This is a genomic window from Burkholderia lata (genome assembly GCF_902499025.1).
GTDB lineage: Bacteria > Pseudomonadota > Gammaproteobacteria > Burkholderiales > Burkholderiaceae > Burkholderia > Burkholderia lata_C.
Map to the genome: position 1 here is coordinate 76,070 of NZ_CABVPW010000016.1, position 17,534 is coordinate 93,603.

20 protein-coding genes and 1 riboswitch are annotated in these 17,534 nt (G+C 65.4%); of the genes, 10 read left to right on the top strand and 10 right to left on the bottom strand.

Features of this window, described 5'->3' with window-relative positions; all coding sequences use genetic code 11:
• Positions 1–63 precede the first annotated feature (63 nt).
• The 3 genes from BDI24065_RS17895 to BDI24065_RS17905 all read right to left on the bottom strand — a co-directional run bounded on the left by BDI24065_RS17895 (position 64) and on the right by BDI24065_RS17905 (position 3,673).
• On the bottom strand, positions 64–1,992 hold the full coding sequence (locus BDI24065_RS17895; RefSeq protein WP_175032395.1) for a TonB-dependent receptor domain-containing protein: 1,929 nt from the start codon (positions 1,990–1,992) through the stop codon (positions 64–66).
• 83 nt (positions 1,993–2,075) lie between these two features.
• Positions 2,076–2,243: a hypothetical protein gene (locus tag BDI24065_RS17900; RefSeq protein ID WP_175032396.1), complete on the bottom strand. Its 168-nt coding sequence runs from the start codon at positions 2,241–2,243 to the stop codon at positions 2,076–2,078.
• Positions 2,244–2,332: 89 nt separating this feature from the next.
• Positions 2,333–2,525: riboswitch (cobalamin riboswitch) on the bottom strand.
• Between the two features lie 89 nt (positions 2,526–2,614).
• On the bottom strand, positions 2,615–3,673 hold the full coding sequence (locus BDI24065_RS17905; protein ID WP_175032397.1) for an AraC family transcriptional regulator ligand-binding domain-containing protein: 1,059 nt from the start codon (positions 3,671–3,673) through the stop codon (positions 2,615–2,617).
• Positions 3,674–3,840: 167 nt separating this feature from the next.
• Here BDI24065_RS17905 and BDI24065_RS17910 point away from each other — a divergent pair, with 167 nt between their 5' ends.
• The 5 genes from BDI24065_RS17910 to BDI24065_RS17930 are packed head-to-tail and all read left to right on the top strand — an operon-like array spanning position 3,841 to position 7,583.
• Positions 3,841–4,185, top strand: coding sequence for a hypothetical protein (locus BDI24065_RS17910; RefSeq protein ID WP_175032398.1), 345 nt, complete (start codon positions 3,841–3,843; stop codon positions 4,183–4,185).
• Positions 4,175–4,807, top strand: coding sequence for a Dabb family protein (locus BDI24065_RS17915; protein WP_175032399.1), 633 nt, complete (start codon positions 4,175–4,177; stop codon positions 4,805–4,807). Before BDI24065_RS17910 ends, BDI24065_RS17915 begins: the two co-directional genes overlap by 11 nt.
• 46 nt (positions 4,808–4,853) lie before the next feature.
• Positions 4,854–5,846 carry an NADP-dependent oxidoreductase gene (locus tag BDI24065_RS17920; protein WP_175032400.1) on the top strand — a complete coding sequence of 331 codons (993 nt, stop codon included), beginning with the start codon at positions 4,854–4,856 and terminating at the stop codon, positions 5,844–5,846.
• A 31-nt stretch (positions 5,847–5,877) separates the two neighbouring features.
• On the top strand, positions 5,878–6,753 hold the full coding sequence (locus BDI24065_RS17925; RefSeq protein WP_175032401.1) for an SDR family NAD(P)-dependent oxidoreductase: 876 nt from the start codon (positions 5,878–5,880) through the stop codon (positions 6,751–6,753).
• Between the two features lie 5 nt (positions 6,754–6,758).
• The gene (locus BDI24065_RS17930; RefSeq protein WP_175032402.1) at positions 6,759–7,583 is read left to right on the top strand and encodes an SDR family NAD(P)-dependent oxidoreductase; all 825 of its coding nucleotides are present in this window, start codon (positions 6,759–6,761) and stop codon (positions 7,581–7,583) included.
• A 35-nt stretch (positions 7,584–7,618) separates the two neighbouring features.
• On the opposite strand, the gene BDI24065_RS17935 is transcribed toward BDI24065_RS17930, so the two are convergent.
• The 4 genes from BDI24065_RS17935 to BDI24065_RS17950 all read right to left on the bottom strand — a co-directional run bounded on the left by BDI24065_RS17935 (position 7,619) and on the right by BDI24065_RS17950 (position 10,225).
• Positions 7,619–7,867 carry a hypothetical protein gene (locus BDI24065_RS17935; RefSeq protein WP_175032403.1) on the bottom strand — a complete coding sequence of 83 codons (249 nt, stop codon included), beginning with the start codon at positions 7,865–7,867 and terminating at the stop codon, positions 7,619–7,621.
• 117 nt (positions 7,868–7,984) lie between these two features.
• Entirely contained in the window at positions 7,985–8,959 is a 975-nt protein-coding gene (locus tag BDI24065_RS17940; RefSeq protein ID WP_175032404.1) for a threo-3-hydroxy-L-aspartate ammonia-lyase, read from the bottom strand.
• A gap of 61 nt (positions 8,960–9,020) precedes the next feature.
• Positions 9,021–9,659, bottom strand: coding sequence for a helix-turn-helix transcriptional regulator (locus BDI24065_RS17945; RefSeq protein ID WP_175032405.1), 639 nt, complete (start codon positions 9,657–9,659; stop codon positions 9,021–9,023).
• Positions 9,660–9,721: 62 nt separating this feature from the next.
• On the bottom strand, positions 9,722–10,225 hold the full coding sequence (locus BDI24065_RS17950; RefSeq protein WP_175032406.1) for a YbaK/prolyl-tRNA synthetase associated domain-containing protein: 504 nt from the start codon (positions 10,223–10,225) through the stop codon (positions 9,722–9,724).
• 772 nt (positions 10,226–10,997) lie between these two features.
• On the opposite strand from BDI24065_RS17950, the gene BDI24065_RS17955 reads away from it, so the two are divergent.
• Together BDI24065_RS17955 and BDI24065_RS17960 are read left to right on the top strand one after the other, a co-directional pair.
• On the top strand, positions 10,998–11,918 hold the full coding sequence (locus tag BDI24065_RS17955) for a proline dehydrogenase family protein (protein ID WP_175032407.1): 921 nt from the start codon (positions 10,998–11,000) through the stop codon (positions 11,916–11,918).
• Positions 11,919–12,264: 346 nt separating this feature from the next.
• Positions 12,265–13,176 (top strand): alpha/beta hydrolase, encoded by a 912-nt coding sequence (locus BDI24065_RS17960; protein WP_175032481.1) that lies wholly within the window; start codon positions 12,265–12,267, stop codon positions 13,174–13,176.
• Positions 13,177–13,365: 189 nt separating this feature from the next.
• On the opposite strand, the gene BDI24065_RS17965 is transcribed toward BDI24065_RS17960, so the two are convergent.
• Positions 13,366–13,785, bottom strand: coding sequence for an NUDIX hydrolase (locus BDI24065_RS17965; protein ID WP_175032408.1), 420 nt, complete (start codon positions 13,783–13,785; stop codon positions 13,366–13,368).
• Positions 13,786–13,999: 214 nt separating this feature from the next.
• Between BDI24065_RS17965 and BDI24065_RS17970 the strand changes: the two genes are divergently transcribed.
• From BDI24065_RS17970 to BDI24065_RS17980, 3 genes are all read left to right on the top strand, one after another.
• Positions 14,000–14,764 carry an alpha/beta fold hydrolase gene (locus tag BDI24065_RS17970; protein ID WP_175032409.1) on the top strand — a complete coding sequence of 255 codons (765 nt, stop codon included), beginning with the start codon at positions 14,000–14,002 and terminating at the stop codon, positions 14,762–14,764.
• Positions 14,765–14,775: 11 nt separating this feature from the next.
• The gene (locus BDI24065_RS17975; RefSeq protein WP_175032410.1) at positions 14,776–15,330 is read left to right on the top strand and encodes a GNAT family N-acetyltransferase; all 555 of its coding nucleotides are present in this window, start codon (positions 14,776–14,778) and stop codon (positions 15,328–15,330) included.
• Positions 15,331–15,524: 194 nt separating this feature from the next.
• Entirely contained in the window at positions 15,525–15,890 is a 366-nt protein-coding gene (locus BDI24065_RS17980) for a hypothetical protein (protein WP_175032411.1), read from the top strand.
• Positions 15,891–16,101: 211 nt separating this feature from the next.
• On the opposite strand, the gene BDI24065_RS17985 is transcribed toward BDI24065_RS17980, so the two are convergent.
• Complete coding sequence (locus tag BDI24065_RS17985; protein WP_175032412.1) at positions 16,102–16,818, bottom strand: EthD domain-containing protein; 717 nt, start codon at positions 16,816–16,818, stop codon at positions 16,102–16,104.
• A gap of 50 nt (positions 16,819–16,868) precedes the next feature.
• Positions 16,869–17,381 (bottom strand): nuclear transport factor 2 family protein, encoded by a 513-nt coding sequence (locus BDI24065_RS17990; protein ID WP_175032413.1) that lies wholly within the window; start codon positions 17,379–17,381, stop codon positions 16,869–16,871.
• Positions 17,382–17,534: the final 153 nt, after the last annotated feature.

Below are 17,534 nucleotides of genomic sequence, written 5' to 3' on the forward strand. Positions count from 1 at the left end.
AGCGGCGCCCTTTTCCAAAGGGAGGCCTGACAACACCCTGCGCCAAGGCCTCCCCATCCCCCATCAGAACGTATAACTCACCTTCCCGAATGCCGTCCGCCCGAGCGTGTTGTACCCATACGCGGTCATGTACTGCCGATCGAACAGATTCGACACCGTAGCCGACACGGTCAGGTGCGAATTGATCCGATACGAAGCACGCAGCCCCACCGTCAGATACGAAGGCAGATAGGTCGAATTCGCCGGATCGTCGAACGTCGTGCCGCCGTAAAGCAGCGACGCACCCGTGCTCAACGCATGCAGGTGCAGCTCATCCCACGTGTGATCGATGTTGAGGCTGACCGTCTGGCGCGGCCGGCGGTTGAGCCACGAATCGTTGGTTTCGTCCTGCGGATTCAGGATCCCGACCGCGAGGCTGACCGGCGTCGAGCGGCCGATCGTCCCCTTGTACGACAGGTCGATCCCGCGAATGTGCGCGCGGCCGATGTTCATCGGCGAGAACGTCGCCGGGTTGTACGCGATCAGGTTGGTGACCCGCGTGTCGTAGATCGCGGCCGTGAATGTGCCATACGACGTGTTCGCATCGACCGCCGCCTCGACCGACGTATTGCGTTCCGGGCTGAGATTCGGATTGCCGTAGCCGGGGTAATACAGGTCGTTGAACGTCGGCAACCGGAACGCATTGCCGTACGACACGCGCGCCGTGTAGACCGGCGTGATCGCCCACGACAGCGCCGCGTTGCCCGTGTTCACCGATTGCCCGGCGATGATTTCATGCCGCCCCGCGAGGAACATCGTCACGCTGCCGAGCGTCGCCGACTGATGCAGCGAGAACGCGGAATCGTTGCGCGTCGGCACGCCGTTCGGAATATCGACCGGCAGGAACGCCTGCTCACGCGTGAAGTCGTACGCGAGCTTGGTTTCGCCCGACAGCTGCAGCCCGAACAGACGGAATCCGCGCTCCTGATGCGTCAGCGACGTCGACGTGCTGATGCGCTGCGAATTGATCTGGTCGGTCGGGATGGTCGGATCGCTCGCGTAGATGAACGCGCGATCGTTCGAATAACCGAACGACTGGTCGAACTGCGTATCGGGCGTGATGTCGAGATGGAACGCGATACCGGTCGTCAACTGATGATCGAGCTGGCGGTTCGCAAAGCCGCTGTTGTCGTAGGACAGATCGGACCGGTGATACAGCGCGAACGTCGAGATCGACCAGTTCTCGCGCGCATAGCCGAGGCGCGCGTCGAGATCCTGCGCGTGGTACGGATTGCGGCCGGCCTCGTGATACGGGAACACCGGCCGCGTCGCGTCGATGCCGGCCGTGTTGTACGAGTGCAGGCCGAGCGAGTAGGTGAGGCCGCCGAGCGCGGCGAGCGGCCCGGTCGACGGCACCGTGCCCGACGTGCGGAGCTGCGTGTCGAACGTCTTGTTCGACCCGCCGCCGAACGATACGGTGGTCCGGTTCGGCTGGTTGGCGGCGCGGCGCGTGAAGAGCTGCACGACGCCGCCCATCGCATTGGCGCCGAACGACGCGGCGGCCGGCCCCGAAATCACCTCCACGCGCTCGAACGCTTCGGTCGGCAGGTCCGACCACGGCGCGATGCCGGTGGTCGACGAGCCGATCCGGATGCCGTCGATGAATACGGCGACCTGGCTGGCCGACGAGCCGCGGATGCTGACCGACGCGGACGAACCCGGGCCGCCGTTCTGCGACACGGTCACGCCGGGCAGCGTCGCGAGCGCTTCCGTGATGCTCGGGTCGCTCGGCGACAGGCGGTCGAGATCGGTGCGCGTCAGCACCTGGGTCGACGCATAGCGCTGGTCGAACGACTCGGGCAGCCGACGCGTGTCGGTCACGTTGATCGTCGGCAGGTCGGCGCTGTCGGCGGCCGGGGCCGGTTGCGAAACCGCGGTGTCGCCGGCGGCGTGCGCGAGGGGCGAGAGGAGCGCGGTCGCGGCGGACGTGGCAAGGAGGTGTCGAATCTTCATGAGGCTGTCGTTGTGGTCGGGCTGCGCATGCGTCGATCGAAAGCGGGCGGCGGGCAGCGCCAGTCTTGTTATCGGTGATCGGGTTATCGCGCGGCCGGGCCGAGCGGGCCGGTGTCGCGGGCGTCGGCGCGGCGCATGCCGGCGGACGCGATCGAAATGGAACGGCGCACGTGTGCGGGCGGGCCGTGCATGCCGGCGGCGTGCCGGCGCGACGCTTCCGGCGCGGAAGCGGATGCGGTATCGGTGGACATCGGGCGGATCCTGAGGTCGGGCCGTCCATGCAACGGGCACCGCCAAAGGCGGTGTTGGCGCATCGGGACACCCCGCCCGGTGCGGCTGCTTGGACCTCGGGTCGATGGCAGGTCTCCTGGCTCGCGGGTCCTGATTCGTGCCGGCCTTCCCGGTTTCCCAGTGGCATGCAGTGGCACGGATTCGCCGCTCACAGTTGCGGGGGCAGCCGCAGATTCGAGGCGGGGCCTCTCCTGCGTTCCCTTTTGATCCCATCCCTGGGAACCATCAGCGCGCAAGGGTAATGGCGTGCGCTCCGGCGCGTCAATTGTCCGGCCGCGCGGGGATGCGAAAAAACATCATCGGCAAGCGAAATCTTTCGAAATCCTTTTCGTTATGCGTCGGCGCTTCGTTTCATGTCTGACGAAACGGAGTGGCTCGCCGCCGTGCAATCGCGCCGGAACCGGCTCGGCGCAACACCCGTCCACCGGACGAACGCGCGGCGGAAGGCCTCCTCGCCGCCGAACCCGAGATGCGCGGCAATCCGTGCGACCGGCCAGTCCGACTCCCGCAGCCAGCGCTGCGCGGCCTCGGCGAGACACTGCTCCCGCAGCACGTGATAGCCGTTTCCTTCGGCCACCAGCCGCCGTCGCAACGTCGCCTCGCTGACACCCTGCCACGCGGCCAGCTCGGCGAGCGCCGGCAACGCCTGCTCGTGTGCGAGCGCCGCCTCGAGAAAACCGCGTACCTGCTGCGTCCATGACACGACGGCCGGCGCCGCATCGATCAGGCGAAACGGAAAATCGACGAGAAACGCGTCGAGTTCGGCCGGCTGCCGGATCACGCGGCACGCGAGCCGCGCCGCATCGAATGCGAAGCCGTAGGTTTGGCGGCCGACTTCGACCGGCGCATTGAACAGCCCGAGCAGCGGCATCGCGTCGTCGCGGCGCGGATGGCCGAGCCACACGTCGGTCGGCCGCAACGGCTGCCCGATCAGCCAGCCGAACAGCTGCAGATAGCAGAACAACCCCGTCAGATCGACGAGGCATGCGGCCGGGCTGCGTGTGCGGCGCAGCGAATCCATCCGGAATGTCGCGCGTCCGTCGCGCACGGCGAGCGACAGCGCGCCGGCGCGCGGCGTCAGCATCTCGCAGAATTCGCGCGCACAGCGGATCGCGTCGGCGAGCGTCCCGCAGCTCAGCAGGCAGCGGCACATCAGGTCGACTTCGCGCTTGCGCATCGGCGGGTGGCCGTCGCCGCGCGCGACCTGCGCCTCGAGGCGTTCGATCGCGTCGCGGTACAGCGCGACGAAATCGCCCGGTGTCGCCGCCGGTTGCGGCGGCTGCGCATCGCAGTCGGCCGGCGGCGCGCCGCTGCGCGTGAGTTCGCTCAGCAGGCGCGCGCCGAGGCCCGGCAGGACCCGGCCGCGGGCTGGGATGGCGCGCTGTTTCATGAGTCTCCCGATCTGAGCGTTGCGACAGGGGCCGGTGAGCGGGCCGGTAGGGGTCAGCTAACCGTCACCACGCAAGAATGCTATCCACGCCGACCGCCTTCGGCCTCGCCGGAACGGCGTAGACCGGCCGCGCATTCCTGTTACGAACGACCACGGACGACACGCGAATGATCCAGATCGTAGACGAAATCACGCTGGCGCCCGAGCGCATTCCCGACGTGCTTGCACTGCTGCGCGACCGCTACCTGCCGGGCCACGCGGCGCGCGGGCTGACGGCGGCCGGCCGCTGGGTGTCGCCGCCCGTCGCGGTGCCGGGGCAGCCGAGCACGCTATGGCTGGCCTGGCACGTGGCCGACGCGCCGGCCTACTACCGGATGCGCGCGCTGACGGACGCCGACGTGGTCGGCTTCTGGATGGCCGTCGACGCGCTGTGCGACGTGCGCCGCCGCCATGTGATGACGGATGCCGATGCGCCGTTGCCTGGACTGACGGAGGTCGACCATGCGGCATGACACGGCACAGGTATTCGTGTCGGCGGGTTGCAACGCCGGCGCGATCGAACATGCGGTGCACGAAGCGGCGCACGCGCTGGCTGGCGCGAAACGCGTGGCGCTGGCACGCAATCTGGACGGTAGTTGGGGCGCGGGCGACTACACGCTCGATGTGCTGCGCGACGAGTCGGTGGCCAGCGACACAGCGGATTTCGCTGCATTGGCGCAACTGCCGGGTATCGAGCGCATCGACGGTGCCGAATGCCGCGCGATCGGCGGCGGCTTGCGCGCGCCTGCGCTGCGCGACGGCGTATGGCGCACGCTGATGCTGCGCGTGCGCCCGCAAGTTGGCGCTGCGCAAATCGCCGCGCTCGAACGCGAACTGCTGCAGATGCCCGCGTTCATGCCCGGCATTCGCAACTGGCGCCTGAGCCGAATCGAGACGCCCGGCGCGTGGACGCACGTGTGGCAGCAGGAATTCGCGCACGTCGGCGATCTGCTCGGCGAATACCTGATGCATCCGTATCACTGGGGCTGGGTCGACCGCCGGTTCGATGCCGAAAGCCCCGACTGGACGGTCGATGCGATCTCGCATGCGTTCTGTTCGCTCGCGTCGAGCTTGCTGGCCGATACGGCGCCGTGACGTGCAGCCCCCACATCAAGCTGACAACCACCCTGGAGACACGAAGATGCGAGCCCTGTTGATCGACCGCGTCGGTCATTCCGACGCCTTGCGAATGGCCGACGTGCCGGCACCGACGCCGGGCCCCGGCGACGTGCTGATCCGCGTGGCCTGCGCGGGCGTCAATCCCGCCGACTGGAAATGCCGCGAAGGCTACCTTGGCGCGTTCATGCAATACACGTTTCCGTTCGTGATCGGCTTCGACGCGTCGGGCGTGGTGGAAGCGGTCGGCGAGGGCGTCGACGGTTTCGCGCCCGGCATGCGCGTGTTCGCACAGACCGACGTCGGCGCGGGCCGCTGGGGTGCTTATGCGGAATACGTGGCCGTGCGCCACGACTCGGTCGTGCGCGTGCCCGACGCGGTGAGCCTGGCGGAAGCGGCCACGGTGCCGACGCCCGCACTCGCCGCATGGGCCGGCCTGTTCGACGACGGCGGGCTGAAGGCGGGCCAGACCGTGCTGGTGCACGGTGGCGCGGGCGCGGTCGGCACGTTTGCGATCCAGCTCGCGGTGCAGGCCGGCGCGCGCGTCGCGGCGACGTGTTCGGCGCGCAACCGCGAGACGGTCGAATCGCTGGGCGCGGCGGCCAGCATCGACTATCGCGAGCAGGACATCGCCGCAGCGCTGCGCGCATGGGCGCCCGGCGGCGTCGATCTGGTGCTCGACGCGGTCGGCGGCGACACGCTGCCCGATGCGCTCGACCTGCTGGCACCGGGCGGCACGCTGGTGACCATCATGACGCTCGCGGCCGGCGATGCGGAGCGGTTGGCCGCGACGGCCGCCGAAGCCGCACGGCGCGGCCTGCGCACCGCGATGACCTACAGCCGGATGCCGAGCGGCAGCACGCTTGGCCGGATCGCGGCGCAACTCGAACGGCGCGCGCTGCGCGTGCCGCGTTTCGACCGTTTCCCGCTCGAACAGGCGGCCCGCGCACTCGATCTCGTTCAAACGGGCGAGGCGAAAACGAAGCTGGTGCTTCATGTTGCGGATATCGCCGGCTGAGCGGCCCGCACGCACATCACAGGAGACAACGATGACCGATACCCGAACCGGCGTACTGGCCGGCAAGTGCGCGCTCGTGACAGGCGCAAGCCGCGGCATCGGCCGTGCGATCGCGCAGCGCCTCGCATCCGAAGGCGCGACCGTCGTCGTGACGGCGCGCAGCCTCACGCAATCGGCGACGACTGCCGGCACGCTCGCCGAAACGGTCGCACTGATCGAGCAGGCCGGCGGCCGCGCAATTGCGCTCGCCGCCGACCTGTCGAACGCAGCCGAGCGCGACGCGCTCGTCGGGCGCGCCGCGCAAGCCGCCGGCGGCCTCGACATCCTCGTCAACAACGCGGGCGTAGCCGACTACGCGTGCGTCGATGCGATGCCGATGACGATGTTCGACACGACGATCGAACACTATCTGCGGATCCCGTTTGCGCTGGCGCAGGCCGCGATCCCGCTGATGCGCGCACGCGGCGCCGGCTGGATCGTGAACGTCGGCTCGGTGACGGCGCTGCCGCCGCTGCGGCCGTTCGACGATTTCTCGCGGGCGGGCGGCGCGACCGTCTATGCGGCGGTGAAGGCGGCACTGTCGCGTTTCACGCAGGGGCTCGCGGCCGAACTCGAAGCCGACGGCATCGCGGTGAATCTCGTCGCGCCGAGCACGGCGATCCGCACGCCGGGCGCCGCGCGCTACATCCCCGAAGGCTATCCGACCGAAGACGTCGCGTATCTCGCCGAAACCGCGCTCGCACTGTGCAGCCTGCCGGCGCGCGAACGCACGGGCCTCGTCACGCACAGCCTGCATTTCCCGCTCGCGCAGCAGCTCGCGGTGCGTTCGCTCGACGGCCGCACGGTGTTGCCGCCGCCGGTGATTCCCGCGTATGCGCATCCCCACATCGACCCGACAGGACTCTGATTGATATGACGAATTCGATTCGCTTCGACGGCGGCACCGCCGTGATTACCGGCGCAGCCAGCGGCATCGGCAGCGGGCTCGCGCGCCACGCGGCCGGGCTCGGCATGCGTGTCGTGCTGGCCGATCTCGACCCGGCGAAGCTCGATGCATTCGCCGCGACGCTCGACACCGACGTGCTGTGCGTGCCGACCGACGTCAGCCGGCCGGACGCCGTCGACGCGTTGGCGGAAGCCGCGTGGCAGCGCTTCGGCGGCGTCGACCTGCTGTTCAACAACGCGGGCGTGATGGCGACCGGTTTTACTTGGGAAATCACGCCGGAACGCTTCGAGCGCAGCTTCGCGATCAACGTGCACGGCGTGCTGAACGGGATCCGCAGCTTCGTGCCGCGGATGCTCGAACGCAACGTGCCGGCGCGCGTCGTGAATACCGCGTCGGTCGGCGGGTTCCTGCCGAGCCCGCTGATGTCGCCTTATTCGGCGACGAAATTCGCGGTGGTCGCGCTGACCGAATCGCTGTACGGAGAACTGAAGATGCTCGGCGCGCCGGTCGGCGTGTCGTTGCTTGCGCCGGGCCCCGTGCAGTCGGGCATCTTCAACGACCCGTTCGGCGCGGCGCACGATCGTCCCGAGGTGCGCGGCTTCGTCGACACGATGCGCTCGATGCTGAACGCGCACGGGCTCACGCCCGACGCGTTCGCCGAGCGCGTGTTCGACGGCATTCGTGCAGGGCGCTACTGGTTGATTCCGCAACCGGAGACGATCGACGGCGCGCTGCAGCGGCGCACCGACGACATCCTCGCTTCACGCGATCCGTCGCTGCCGTCGTTCTGACGGCCGGGCGCGGCAGCCGCGCCCGGCGCGCGCCGTCACATGTGCATGCCGGAGTGCGTGCGGCCGCTCGGGTCGCCGCCGCGATCGGGGGGCGTATTGTTCTGATCGATCTTCGCGAGCACGAAGCCGGCGTGCGGCAACGCGCCGGGCGAGCGGTGCGTCGCCTGCGCGATGGCGTCGTGCGGCGACGCGGCGGGAAAACCGGATGACGTCACGCCCGGTTGAGCGAACGCCGAAAGGGAAGCAGCCGCCAGGGCGGCGGCGACGATCGCGTGCGTTTTCATGGTGGCTCCTTCACGACTGACTACGGGACAACGTAATCAGTCTAGGGCGCGAAACTTAACGCGGCGTGAAGGAGTGGTGCGGCGCGTATGACGGAATATTCATGCGCGCCGCGACGGTCATGCCGGCGCCGACACCAGCGCGCAGAAGTTCTCGAGATCGACGTTGCCGCCGCTGATCACCACGCCCACGCGCTTGCCCTGCAGCGCGTCCTTCATCCGTCGCACGGCGGCGAACGACAGGCAGCCGGTCGGCTCGACCACAATCTTCATACGAGTGGCGAAGAAACGCATGCAGTCGACCAGTTCCGCGTCCGTCGCGGTCAGGATGTCGTCGACGTCGCGGCGGATGATCGGGAACGTCAGGTTGCCGAGGTGCTGCGTCTGCGCACCGTCGGCGATCGTGCGCGGCGTGTCGATATGCACGATCGCGCCGGAACGGAACGATTGCTGGCCGTCGTTGCCGGCTTCCGGCTCGACGCCGTACAGCGTCGCATGCGGCGACAGCGCGCGCGTGGCGAGCGCGGTGCCCGACAGCAGCCCGCCGCCGCCGAGCGGCGCGAATACCGCGTCGAGCGGGCCGACTTCGTCGAACAGTTCCTTGGCCGCCGTGCCCTGGCCGGCGATCACGTCCGGGTGGTCGTAGGGCGGGATCAGCGTGAGCCCGTGCTGCGCCGCGAGATCGCGCCCGATCTGCTCGCGATCCTCGGTGTAGCGGTCGTAGGTCACGACCTTGCCGCCGTAGCCGCGCGTCGCGGCCATCTTCGCGGCCGGCGCATCCTGCGGCATCACGATCGTCGCGGGAATGCCGAGCATGCGCGCCGACAGCGCGATCGCCTGCGCATGGTTGCCGGACGAGAACGCGACGACGCCGTTGCGGCGTTGCTCCGCGTCGAAGCGCGACAGCGCGTTGAACGCGCCGCGGAACTTGAATGCACCCATGCGCTGCAGGTTCTCGCACTTGAAGAACACTTGCGCGCCGAGCGCTTCGTCGATCGTCCGCGACGTCATCACCGGCGTGCGGTGCGCATGGCCTTCAAGCCGGGCCGCGGCGGCGGCAACGTCGTCGTAGGTGGGGAGAGTGGGAGCGTTCATGGATTGCCTGGTGGTCGTTGAAATCGTTCAGCAGGAAAGCAGCGCGTGCCACGCGCTTGCGTCATTTCGCATCGTTGTAGACGGTCGCGCGCGAGACGCCGAGATGCTGCGACACGATCTCCATCGCGCGGCGCACTTCGAGGAAGCCGTCGGCCTTCAACGTCTGCAACAGTTCGCGGCGCTGGTCGGTCTTCAGTTCGCGCGGCGTCGTCGCGAGGCGCATCGCGAATGCGTCGATACGCTGCCGGATCGCGTCCGCGCCGGCCGGATCGAGCGTTTCGGCGACGGCTTCGCCGTCCGTGCTGCAGAACTGGTTCAGCATGCCCTGGAAGCCGCGGAACAGCGTGACGTCGGCATTCAGGCACAGCGCGGCCACATAGCGGCCGGTCGAATCCTTGATGCCGATCGACGTGCTTTTCGCGGTGCGGCCGTCGGCGAAGCGGTTCGGGTAATTGGCGAGCACGGGCGGGAAATCGTCGTCCGCGATGCGGGCGAGGCCGAGCTCGGTCGCGGGATCGCCGACTGCGCGCCCCGACAGGTTGTTGTGGATCGCGAGGATCGCGTGCTTCGGCGTGCGCAGGTCGTGGACCACGACCTCGGTGAACGGCGCAAACATCGCGCCGAGCCCTTCGGCAATGCGCTGCACCTGTTCAATCAGCGATGCCTGTTCGGACAGCACGAGTTTCCGGGTGGTGGTCATGATGGTTTCGCGTTCAGTTTCGGATCGATGCGACGGCTTCGGGAACAGGGGCGACCGGCGTGTTACTCGCCGTCCGCCGTTTCCGGCCGCGTGATGTCGGCGAGCAGCGGCTGCGCGATCCGCACGTAGTCAGCCGCGTCGAGCACGACGGAGCGGTCGAGGCGGCCTGCGTTGAAGGCGATCTCGGCGTTGCGTTCGACCAGCGCGGGATCGACGACGAGCGTCACGCTGGGGTCGAACACGAACGGCGGCACGGCGCCCATCACGCAGCGCGTGACGGTGGCCGCGAGGTCGGGCGACGCGAGGGTGGCCTTGCGGCGGCCCACCGCATCGGCGACCTTGCGGAAATCGATCTTCAGGTGGCCGGGAATCACGGCGAGCGCGGTGGTGTCGCCGCCATCCTTGAACGTGCACAGCATCGCCTTCGCGCCCTGTTCGGGGCGTGTGCCGCGCAGCGCGGCGATCGCGTCGGATTTCCCTTCGGCCGGATGCTCCAGCACGCGGAAGCGCGCGCCGGATGTGTTCAGCAGATCGCAAAGCGTGTCGAAAACAGGGTAGTCGCTCATGTCGCTCCGGGCAGGTGAGGCCGGGGAATCGCGGCGCGCTCGGGTTCGAATGCTGCTGCGTGCCGGTCGATGGATTGTCCAATTATAGACGTTTTGTCATGGGTGTGGCAAAAGGGGGAGACTGGGAGGTGGAGGGCGGTCGGGCGCATCGACGAAAATGTGTCACTCGACCCATTTTGTGACGGGTATCGAGCAAGTCCTGTGTACGCTCGCCAATCGATTTCGGCGCCTCTCTCTGGATGTCCAATCCTGCGTGGAATGTCGCCGTCAGGTTCGGCCTTTCGGCCTCTGCAGTGGAACCGACACGCCCCAATGTCAGGTATCGATGTTTTGCAAAATCCGGTCGACCGACCCATATATGGGAAGACGTATCAGCCGCGGCGCGTCGCCGGCGACTGACACTGACATTCGACTGCGAGCCGGATGAAACTTTCGCTGCTGCGTGAAGGCCCGCTACGGACAAAATGATGGTCGGCACCTCGGTTCGGTTCACGACCGCCGTTCGTTTGCGCGTGCTACGATTCGCCGTGTCTGAATGACGGGCCGAAAGCAGGCATTGACCAACCCGTCGCGAACAGCAACAGCCTCCACCCGAACCATGTACGCAGCAGCCTGGCCTCCCTCGAAAACGCACTGAAAACCAGCGGCGATGCAGTGATTGCATCGGCCTTGGTATTCGTCCCGAACTGTTGTGAGCAACAGTCCGGTGATATCGCTCGAATGGACTGATCGTGTCTTTATTCGTGCGACTGCGTTTTCAAGAGACCACAACATGCGTATTCTCAATACGATGGCGGCTCACGCCATCCCGCTCGTTCCCCGTTCGCTGATCCGCAAGATCTCCCGCCGCTATATCGCCGGCGAAACGCTTTGCGATGCGCGCACGCGCATCCGGACGCTTCACGCGGCAGGCTTCCGAACCACCGTCGATGTGTTGGGCGAGACGGCGTCATCGCCTGAACACGCAGAGTCGATGACGCGTGATTATCTCGATCTCGTCGATGCGCTCGGTTCAGCACATGAGCCCGCCGAGCTTTCGATCAAATTGACCGCGCTCGGGTTGCATCTCGACGAAGACGCATGCATGGCGCGCGTCTCGGCGATACTGCGATCGGCAGCCGCGCACGGGATCAGCGCATGCATCGACATGGAAGACATCCATTGCACGCAGAAAACGCTCGATGCGTTCTCGAAGCTTGAAGCCGACGGATATGCGATCGGAATTGCATTGCAGGCGTATTTGAAGCGCACGAGCGATGACATCGTTCCTCTGCTTGAACGCAAAAGCCGCATGCGTATCTGCAAGGGAATTTATGCGGAGGCGAACGAGCATCTCGTCGACGGTGCGTCAAGGGATCGGGCCGCGATCAATGCGCACTTCGTCCGGCACGTTGCAAGTGCAATACAGGCGGGATCGTTCGTGGGCATTGCCACCCACGATGCACAGTTGATCGATGCGCTGACCGGCTGGCTGCAACGCGAGCGGATCGACAGGTCAAGGTTCGAATTCCAGATGTTGCTGGGCGTGTGCGAACCGGAGCGTGATGCGCTGCTTGCGCAAGGCTTCAATGTGCGCGTCTATGTGCCGTACGGCCGGGACTGGTATGGCTACAGCACTCGGCGAATCAAGGAGAATCCGCGAATCGCAGGATATATCCTGGCCGCGATGATGCGGAACGATCGGATGCGTTAGCCATCGCAGCACGATCGACGGATTGGGACCAGCCAGGTTGGTGGTCCCACTTTCATGTTGATCGAGGTCGCCTGTAAAACAATTCCCTATCGCAAGGCAGTCCATGTTGCGAATGGCTGCTTGGGAGAGGACGGGGTGGCCGGTTCGGGGGCTCAGCCTGCCGCAACCGGTAGCTGCGGGCGCTCGACGCAGCCGACGTCATCGTTGACAATTGATCGCTGCGTTGCCACGACGCCGTTGCCATTCTTGAACCGCATCGACGATCCCAAGTACATCGGGAGCCAATGAGGGCGGCAAGTTTCGCATCGCAACGGCTATGGTGCTTTGTTCGACAGACCCTTTACAAATCATGCAGACGGAAATCGAAGCGCCGGGCCCATCTGGCCCGCTGAAAGGCACGCTGTTGTCCCCGGGCACCGGCGACACTCCGGTGGTGCTGATCGTGCCGGGCTCGGGCCCGACCGATCGAAATGGCAATGCGCCGAACTGGCTTCAGGCGTCGACTTATCGATTGCTCGCGGAAGGATTGTGCGAAGAAGGGATCGCGTCGGTACGAATCGACAAGCGCGGCATGTATGGCAGCGCGTCGGCAGTACCCGATGCAAATGACGTCACGATCGACGAGTACGCGGCCGACGTCCATTCGTGGGTAGCCGCCATCCGCGCGCGGACAGGCACTTCCGGCGTATGGGTGTTGGGGCACAGCGAGGGCGGTTTGGTTGCGTTGCTGGCGGCGCGGCAATCGGCCGACATCGCCGGCCTGATCCTGGTATCCACGGCGGGACGCCAGTTGGGGCAAGTATTGAGGCAACAACTGCAATCGAATCCTGCAAATGCCCCGTTCCTGGAAAATGCAATGTCGATCCTCGCGTCGCTGGAAACCGGGGAGCGGGTAGACGCAGCCAGAATCGATCCAGCACTCATGCCGTTGTTCAGGCCGCAAGTCCAGCGCTTCCTGATGAGCGAGCTGACCATCGACCCGGCAGCGCGACTGGCCGATTGCATGAAGCCCGTGCTCATCGTGCAGGGAGCGCGGGATATCCAGGTTGGCGTACAGGACGCGGAACGTCTGAAGCAGGCCAATCCGCGGGCCGAAATGGTGCTGATCGCCGACGCCAATCACGTTCTCAAGACCGTCCGCACGCCGGATCTGCAAGAAAACCTTGCTGCTTATTCGAACCCGGATCTGCCGCTGGCGGAGGGTGTCGTGGCGGCTATTTCGGCGTTCGTGCACACATCGGCAGCGAGCCGGCGCTAATCTCGGTCGAATCCGGTTGATTCGGCGGGTGGCCTGTAACGGGGCCGGTAAGCGTCAGATGACGCTGAGCGTTTGCTGTCGGGAACCGAGCGTGGCGCTTCAGTTAGCGTCGGCCGAATGCATCGAGCAGGCGTCGGCCATCAGACGACACTTGACGGACACACGCCAATCGCCGGAAATCGTGCGCCGTCAACGCCGCAGATAATCCGTCACGCGCGCCTGCAAATGCGGGATCGCATCGGTGAGCCGCAGATATGCGTCGACATTCATCAGCGTCCATTCCTGGCCTTCGTTGCCGAAACGGATCGCGGCGATTTCCGCATCGCTCAGCCAACTGGCGAAGAACCAGTGCGGCAGGCGGTCCGGCCGGTTCGACGGATAGACCCTGGACCAACCGATCCGGCTGCCCGGTATCGTCAGTCCGAATTCCTCATGGAGCTCACGCAACGCGCACGCTTCAGGCGTCTCGTTACCTTCCCGGCCTCCGCCGGGCAGATCCCACAGCCCGGGAAACGGTATGTCGGGTTTGTCGTCGCGTCGATAGACGAGGATTTCCCGGTCCTTGAAGAGCGCGATCTTCGAACCACTGAAGGGGGCAAGCGATTCCATGCATGATCCATATCGTGGAAGCGGGGCTGTCAGTGTAGATTCCCGGGTATCCATGCGTACGCTCGATTTAATATAAGCATCCGTCGGGCACGACGGCGACGACAGCGCGCGCCGCTATTGTTCCCGCTCGTCAGCTTGAAACCGGCCAGCGACGAATCCGACTATCCGACCGGCGCGGGCAGCCGATGCTGCAGTCAAAGGTTGACCATCGAAAATGAAGACTTTTGCGATCAAGAACGGCCCATGGGGTCTCCGGTATCACGATCTCCCCGGGGAAGGCGTGCCGACGCTCTTCGTTCACGGCATAGGGTGCGCGTCCTCCTGCGACTATCCGAGCGTCGTGGCGGCGCCTGCATTGTCGCGGCATCGGAGGGTGCTGGTCGATTTGCTTGGATTCGGGTTCAGCGATCGCCCCACGGACTTTTCCTACAGCATGCAAGACCATGCCAAAACGATCGTGGCACTGGCCGATCATTTGGGGCTGTCCTCACTTAACCTGTTCGGGCACAGCATGGGCGGCGCTGTTGCCATTGCTGCATCGGCGCTGCTTGGTGAGCGGGTGCGACATCTCGTGCTGGGCGAGCCCAATCTGGAGCCGGGCGGCGGCTTCTTCAGCAGAAAAATCGCGGCGATGACGGAAGTGGTGTATGTGCAAACCGGGCATGCAGCGCTGATAGCCGAATCCGCCGCCGAGGGCAGCGATATCTGGGCCGCTTCACTGTCGGCCAGTGCGCCGTATGCCGTTCACCGAAGTGCGGTATCGCTCATCGAGGGCAGCCATCCCAGCTGGCGTGAGCAGCTCTATGCGATGCAGATGCCGAGAACCGTTGTGTTTGGCGAGCGCTCGCTGCCCGACGTCGATACCGAACGTCTTCCCGCGGAAGGGGTGAGCGTTGCGATCGTGAAAAATGCCGGACATTCGATGGCCTGGGAGAAGCCGGCGGGGCTCGCGTCGGCGATCGCGCAGGCGCTCGAGTAACCGGAAAATCGATGTACAGCCCGGGGTCGGCCTTTTTCCGCACAAAGAACGAGATGAACGCGATGTTATCGATCAGAACAGCGAGGCAGGAAGACGCCGCGCGTATTGCCGTGCTTGGCGCGCATGTGTGGGTGCATACCTATGCAGCGGCGGGCGTATCGGAGGTCATTGCCCAGTATGTGCTGAGGACCTTTACGCGCGAACGGATCCTGGCTCTGGTGAACGATCCCGAGATCGTTCTGCTGGTTGCCGAGGCAGACGGAAATCTTGCCGGATATATCGTCATCCGCCTGGGTTCGCACCACGCGGACGTTCCCGTCGAGATTGAAACGCTCTACGTCCAGCCGTCTTTTGCCGGTCGCGGAATCGGATCGTCATTGCTGACTCATGCGAGCGCCATGGCAGAGGAAAGAACCGGAAAGCGCTCGTTCTGGCTCAGCGTCAACTCGCAAAACGAGAAGGCAATCGCTTTCTACCATTCTCGTGGCATGACGCAGGAAGGGATCGCTTACTTTGAGCTGGACGGGATCCGGCACGAGAACAAGATCATGGTCGCAAGGGGCTGACCATCTCTTGTGGCCATGAAGCGCTGTTGGGCGCAGGAAAGTGTGTTGCCATTGACGCGACCCATGTAACCCGGGCGTGTCCCCTTTCGACGAACATGGAAGGCCGTTGAGGTGGGAGGCTGCCGCTTGCGGGTGCCGGCAAACGGCTAAAGGCAGTCGTTCGACACCGATGCACGGGAGCAAAAAAACGAACCATGACAAACCTGATTCGATTCCGCGTTCGGCCGGTATTTCACGGCAGCGATCTTCTGGTCGAGGTACTTGACGACCATCGCGCAGCGGACTTTCCAAACGTCGCCGTGATCCTGAAAAACGCGCTGCATTCTGTCCAGGTCCCGCATCCGGACGGCCTTGACGAACCCGTGGTCGCACTGTCTCAGGACCGTTTCTTCAGCTATTGGACATATGCCCGGGGCAACTACGAAATAGACGACGATATCTGGGCACTGTTCGTCACAGCGACGCTCGACAATTCGCGCATCGTCGCGGACATCGAAAGCGCACTCCTGTCGACGGGGAGGTTCGTCAAGGAAGTCGTGGATTTCAGCCAGTTCGAGTGAGTTGAAGAGGGCCGGGAAAGCTTGCGCAACCACGGCGAACGACGGCTCCCGGTAGCCCGCAGGGACGGCTCGAGATTGATCAACGCCAATCACGGAAATCCGCGAAGCGGCAAGGAATAAGCCGGCGACGCGCACAAGCGCTCCACCGGCCCTCAATCGAACACAGCAGTAAATCCACAGAAAGGCGACCGCACCACGCGATCACCTGAACTTACCCCCGCACAGCCTTCACCACATACTGACTCGTCGGCACCACATCGATCTTGTCGAAATCGATGAAGCGTCCACAGCTGTCCATCATCTCCGCCACATTCCGCTGGAATTTCTCATCATCGCCGACCGCGTCGAAGAAGGCATGCGGATCGGTCATCGCCGCAGCGGGGAAGCACTCCTCGACGATCGCGTCGTACCCCGGCGCCGCATGCGTGAGCGCGCGCACGACGACGTTCTGCACGTACAGGAAATTGTCCTGCGTATCGATCGCGACGCGCGTGTGATGCCCGTGCCATACGTCGAGCCACGCTTCGTGCGTAAGCCGCGGCGGCCGCTTCAGGAACGCGAGCTGCGAAAAGCCCGTCGTGCGCTCACCGGGCCGCGCCGGAAAGCGCGTATTCGGAATCGGCTGCGACTCGGTGACGAGATACGCCGCCATGTGCGGGACCACGGCCCGCACCGCATCGTCGAACGGCTGACGGAACATCGCGTTCGCGCTATCGATCCACACCGCGACGATTCCGTCGATGCCCGGGTGCGTGTTGGTCTGCTTCAGGCCGACGGCCGGCGCGACATCCGCATCGGCGACGTTCACCTGCACGCCGTGCGCACCGAGCGACAGCAGCTTGTCGGCGAGTTGCGCGCGCACCGTGCGGCTCCACTGATCGGGAGCGGCCTGCGCATCGCGCCACAACACGTAAATGACTTTCTCCATTGTTCCGGCTCCAGGGGGAATGACGGGTTCGGCGGCGGTGCCGCCGGGGTTCAGGAAGCGGTTTCAGGCGATCCGGCCGGCTGGTGTGCGCCCGGCGCGAACCGGTTCGCGGTCAGCGTGAACGACGGCGGGATCGGCGACGTGACGGTTTCGAACAGCCGCTCGTGGCGCGTCGCGTGAATGCGCCACACGCCATCGCGTTTCACGTACTGGTCGTCGTAGAACGCGGTGCCGTGCAGCAGGTAGCTATCCTCAAGATTGATCGCATGATCCTCGAGAAACCACACGCCGCACGCGTGATCGGCCGAGACCAGCGTGAGCTCCGGGTGATGGCCGTGATGCATTGTCAGGAAGGTAGGTTTGCCGATCAGCTCGCGCAGGCTCGACACGAACGCGTCGCGGCCGTCGTACGCATAGCGGCCGCCGTACAGTCGCGCCTCGCAGTCTTCGGTCAGGCAATCGGCGAGCAGCGCCCAGTCGTGCGTGTCGACCGCGCGGAAATACCGGTACTTCAGCTGTCGGATCTGCTCGTACTCATGGAGCGTGCGGGTCGTGTCGTCCATCGCCGGGTCTCGTGGTGGTGTCGTTCGATGGTAGGAACGAAGCCACCTGCATCACATCGTCTGTTCGGACGAATGCGGCGCACACATGCGGTCGGCGCTGCCGAAATGAATCGCCGGTTTCATCCGAACGGGTGATGGCCGGCGCATCGCGCG

What these genes read in the sequence shown, in the direction of transcription:
- BDI24065_RS17895 (WP_175032395.1), bottom strand. Translation starts at nt 1,992, where the DNA reads ATGAAGATTCGACACCTCCTTGCCACGTCCGCCGCGACCGCGCTCCTC.
- BDI24065_RS17900 (WP_175032396.1), bottom strand. Translation starts at nt 2,243, where the DNA reads ATGTCCACCGATACCGCATCCGCTTCCGCGCCGGAAGCGTCGCGCCGG.
- BDI24065_RS17905 (WP_175032397.1), bottom strand. Translation starts at nt 3,673, where the DNA reads ATGAAACAGCGCGCCATCCCAGCCCGCGGCCGGGTCCTGCCGGGCCTC.
- BDI24065_RS17910 (WP_175032398.1), top strand. Translation starts at nt 3,841, where the DNA reads ATGATCCAGATCGTAGACGAAATCACGCTGGCGCCCGAGCGCATTCCC.
- BDI24065_RS17915 (WP_175032399.1), top strand. Translation starts at nt 4,175, where the DNA reads ATGCGGCATGACACGGCACAGGTATTCGTGTCGGCGGGTTGCAACGCC.
- BDI24065_RS17920 (WP_175032400.1), top strand. Translation starts at nt 4,854, where the DNA reads ATGCGAGCCCTGTTGATCGACCGCGTCGGTCATTCCGACGCCTTGCGA.
- BDI24065_RS17925 (WP_175032401.1), top strand. Translation starts at nt 5,878, where the DNA reads ATGACCGATACCCGAACCGGCGTACTGGCCGGCAAGTGCGCGCTCGTG.
- BDI24065_RS17930 (WP_175032402.1), top strand. Translation starts at nt 6,759, where the DNA reads ATGACGAATTCGATTCGCTTCGACGGCGGCACCGCCGTGATTACCGGC.
- BDI24065_RS17935 (WP_175032403.1), bottom strand. Translation starts at nt 7,867, where the DNA reads ATGAAAACGCACGCGATCGTCGCCGCCGCCCTGGCGGCTGCTTCCCTT.
- BDI24065_RS17940 (WP_175032404.1), bottom strand. Translation starts at nt 8,959, where the DNA reads ATGAACGCTCCCACTCTCCCCACCTACGACGACGTTGCCGCCGCCGCG.
- BDI24065_RS17945 (WP_175032405.1), bottom strand. Translation starts at nt 9,659, where the DNA reads ATGACCACCACCCGGAAACTCGTGCTGTCCGAACAGGCATCGCTGATT.
- BDI24065_RS17950 (WP_175032406.1), bottom strand. Translation starts at nt 10,225, where the DNA reads ATGAGCGACTACCCTGTTTTCGACACGCTTTGCGATCTGCTGAACACA.
- BDI24065_RS17955 (WP_175032407.1), top strand. Translation starts at nt 10,998, where the DNA reads ATGCGTATTCTCAATACGATGGCGGCTCACGCCATCCCGCTCGTTCCC.
- BDI24065_RS17965 (WP_175032408.1), bottom strand. Translation starts at nt 13,785, where the DNA reads ATGGAATCGCTTGCCCCCTTCAGTGGTTCGAAGATCGCGCTCTTCAAG.
- BDI24065_RS17970 (WP_175032409.1), top strand. Translation starts at nt 14,000, where the DNA reads ATGAAGACTTTTGCGATCAAGAACGGCCCATGGGGTCTCCGGTATCAC.
- BDI24065_RS17975 (WP_175032410.1), top strand. Translation starts at nt 14,776, where the DNA reads ATGTACAGCCCGGGGTCGGCCTTTTTCCGCACAAAGAACGAGATGAAC.
- BDI24065_RS17980 (WP_175032411.1), top strand. Translation starts at nt 15,525, where the DNA reads ATGACAAACCTGATTCGATTCCGCGTTCGGCCGGTATTTCACGGCAGC.
- BDI24065_RS17985 (WP_175032412.1), bottom strand. Translation starts at nt 16,818, where the DNA reads ATGGAGAAAGTCATTTACGTGTTGTGGCGCGATGCGCAGGCCGCTCCC.
- BDI24065_RS17990 (WP_175032413.1), bottom strand. Translation starts at nt 17,381, where the DNA reads ATGGACGACACGACCCGCACGCTCCATGAGTACGAGCAGATCCGACAG.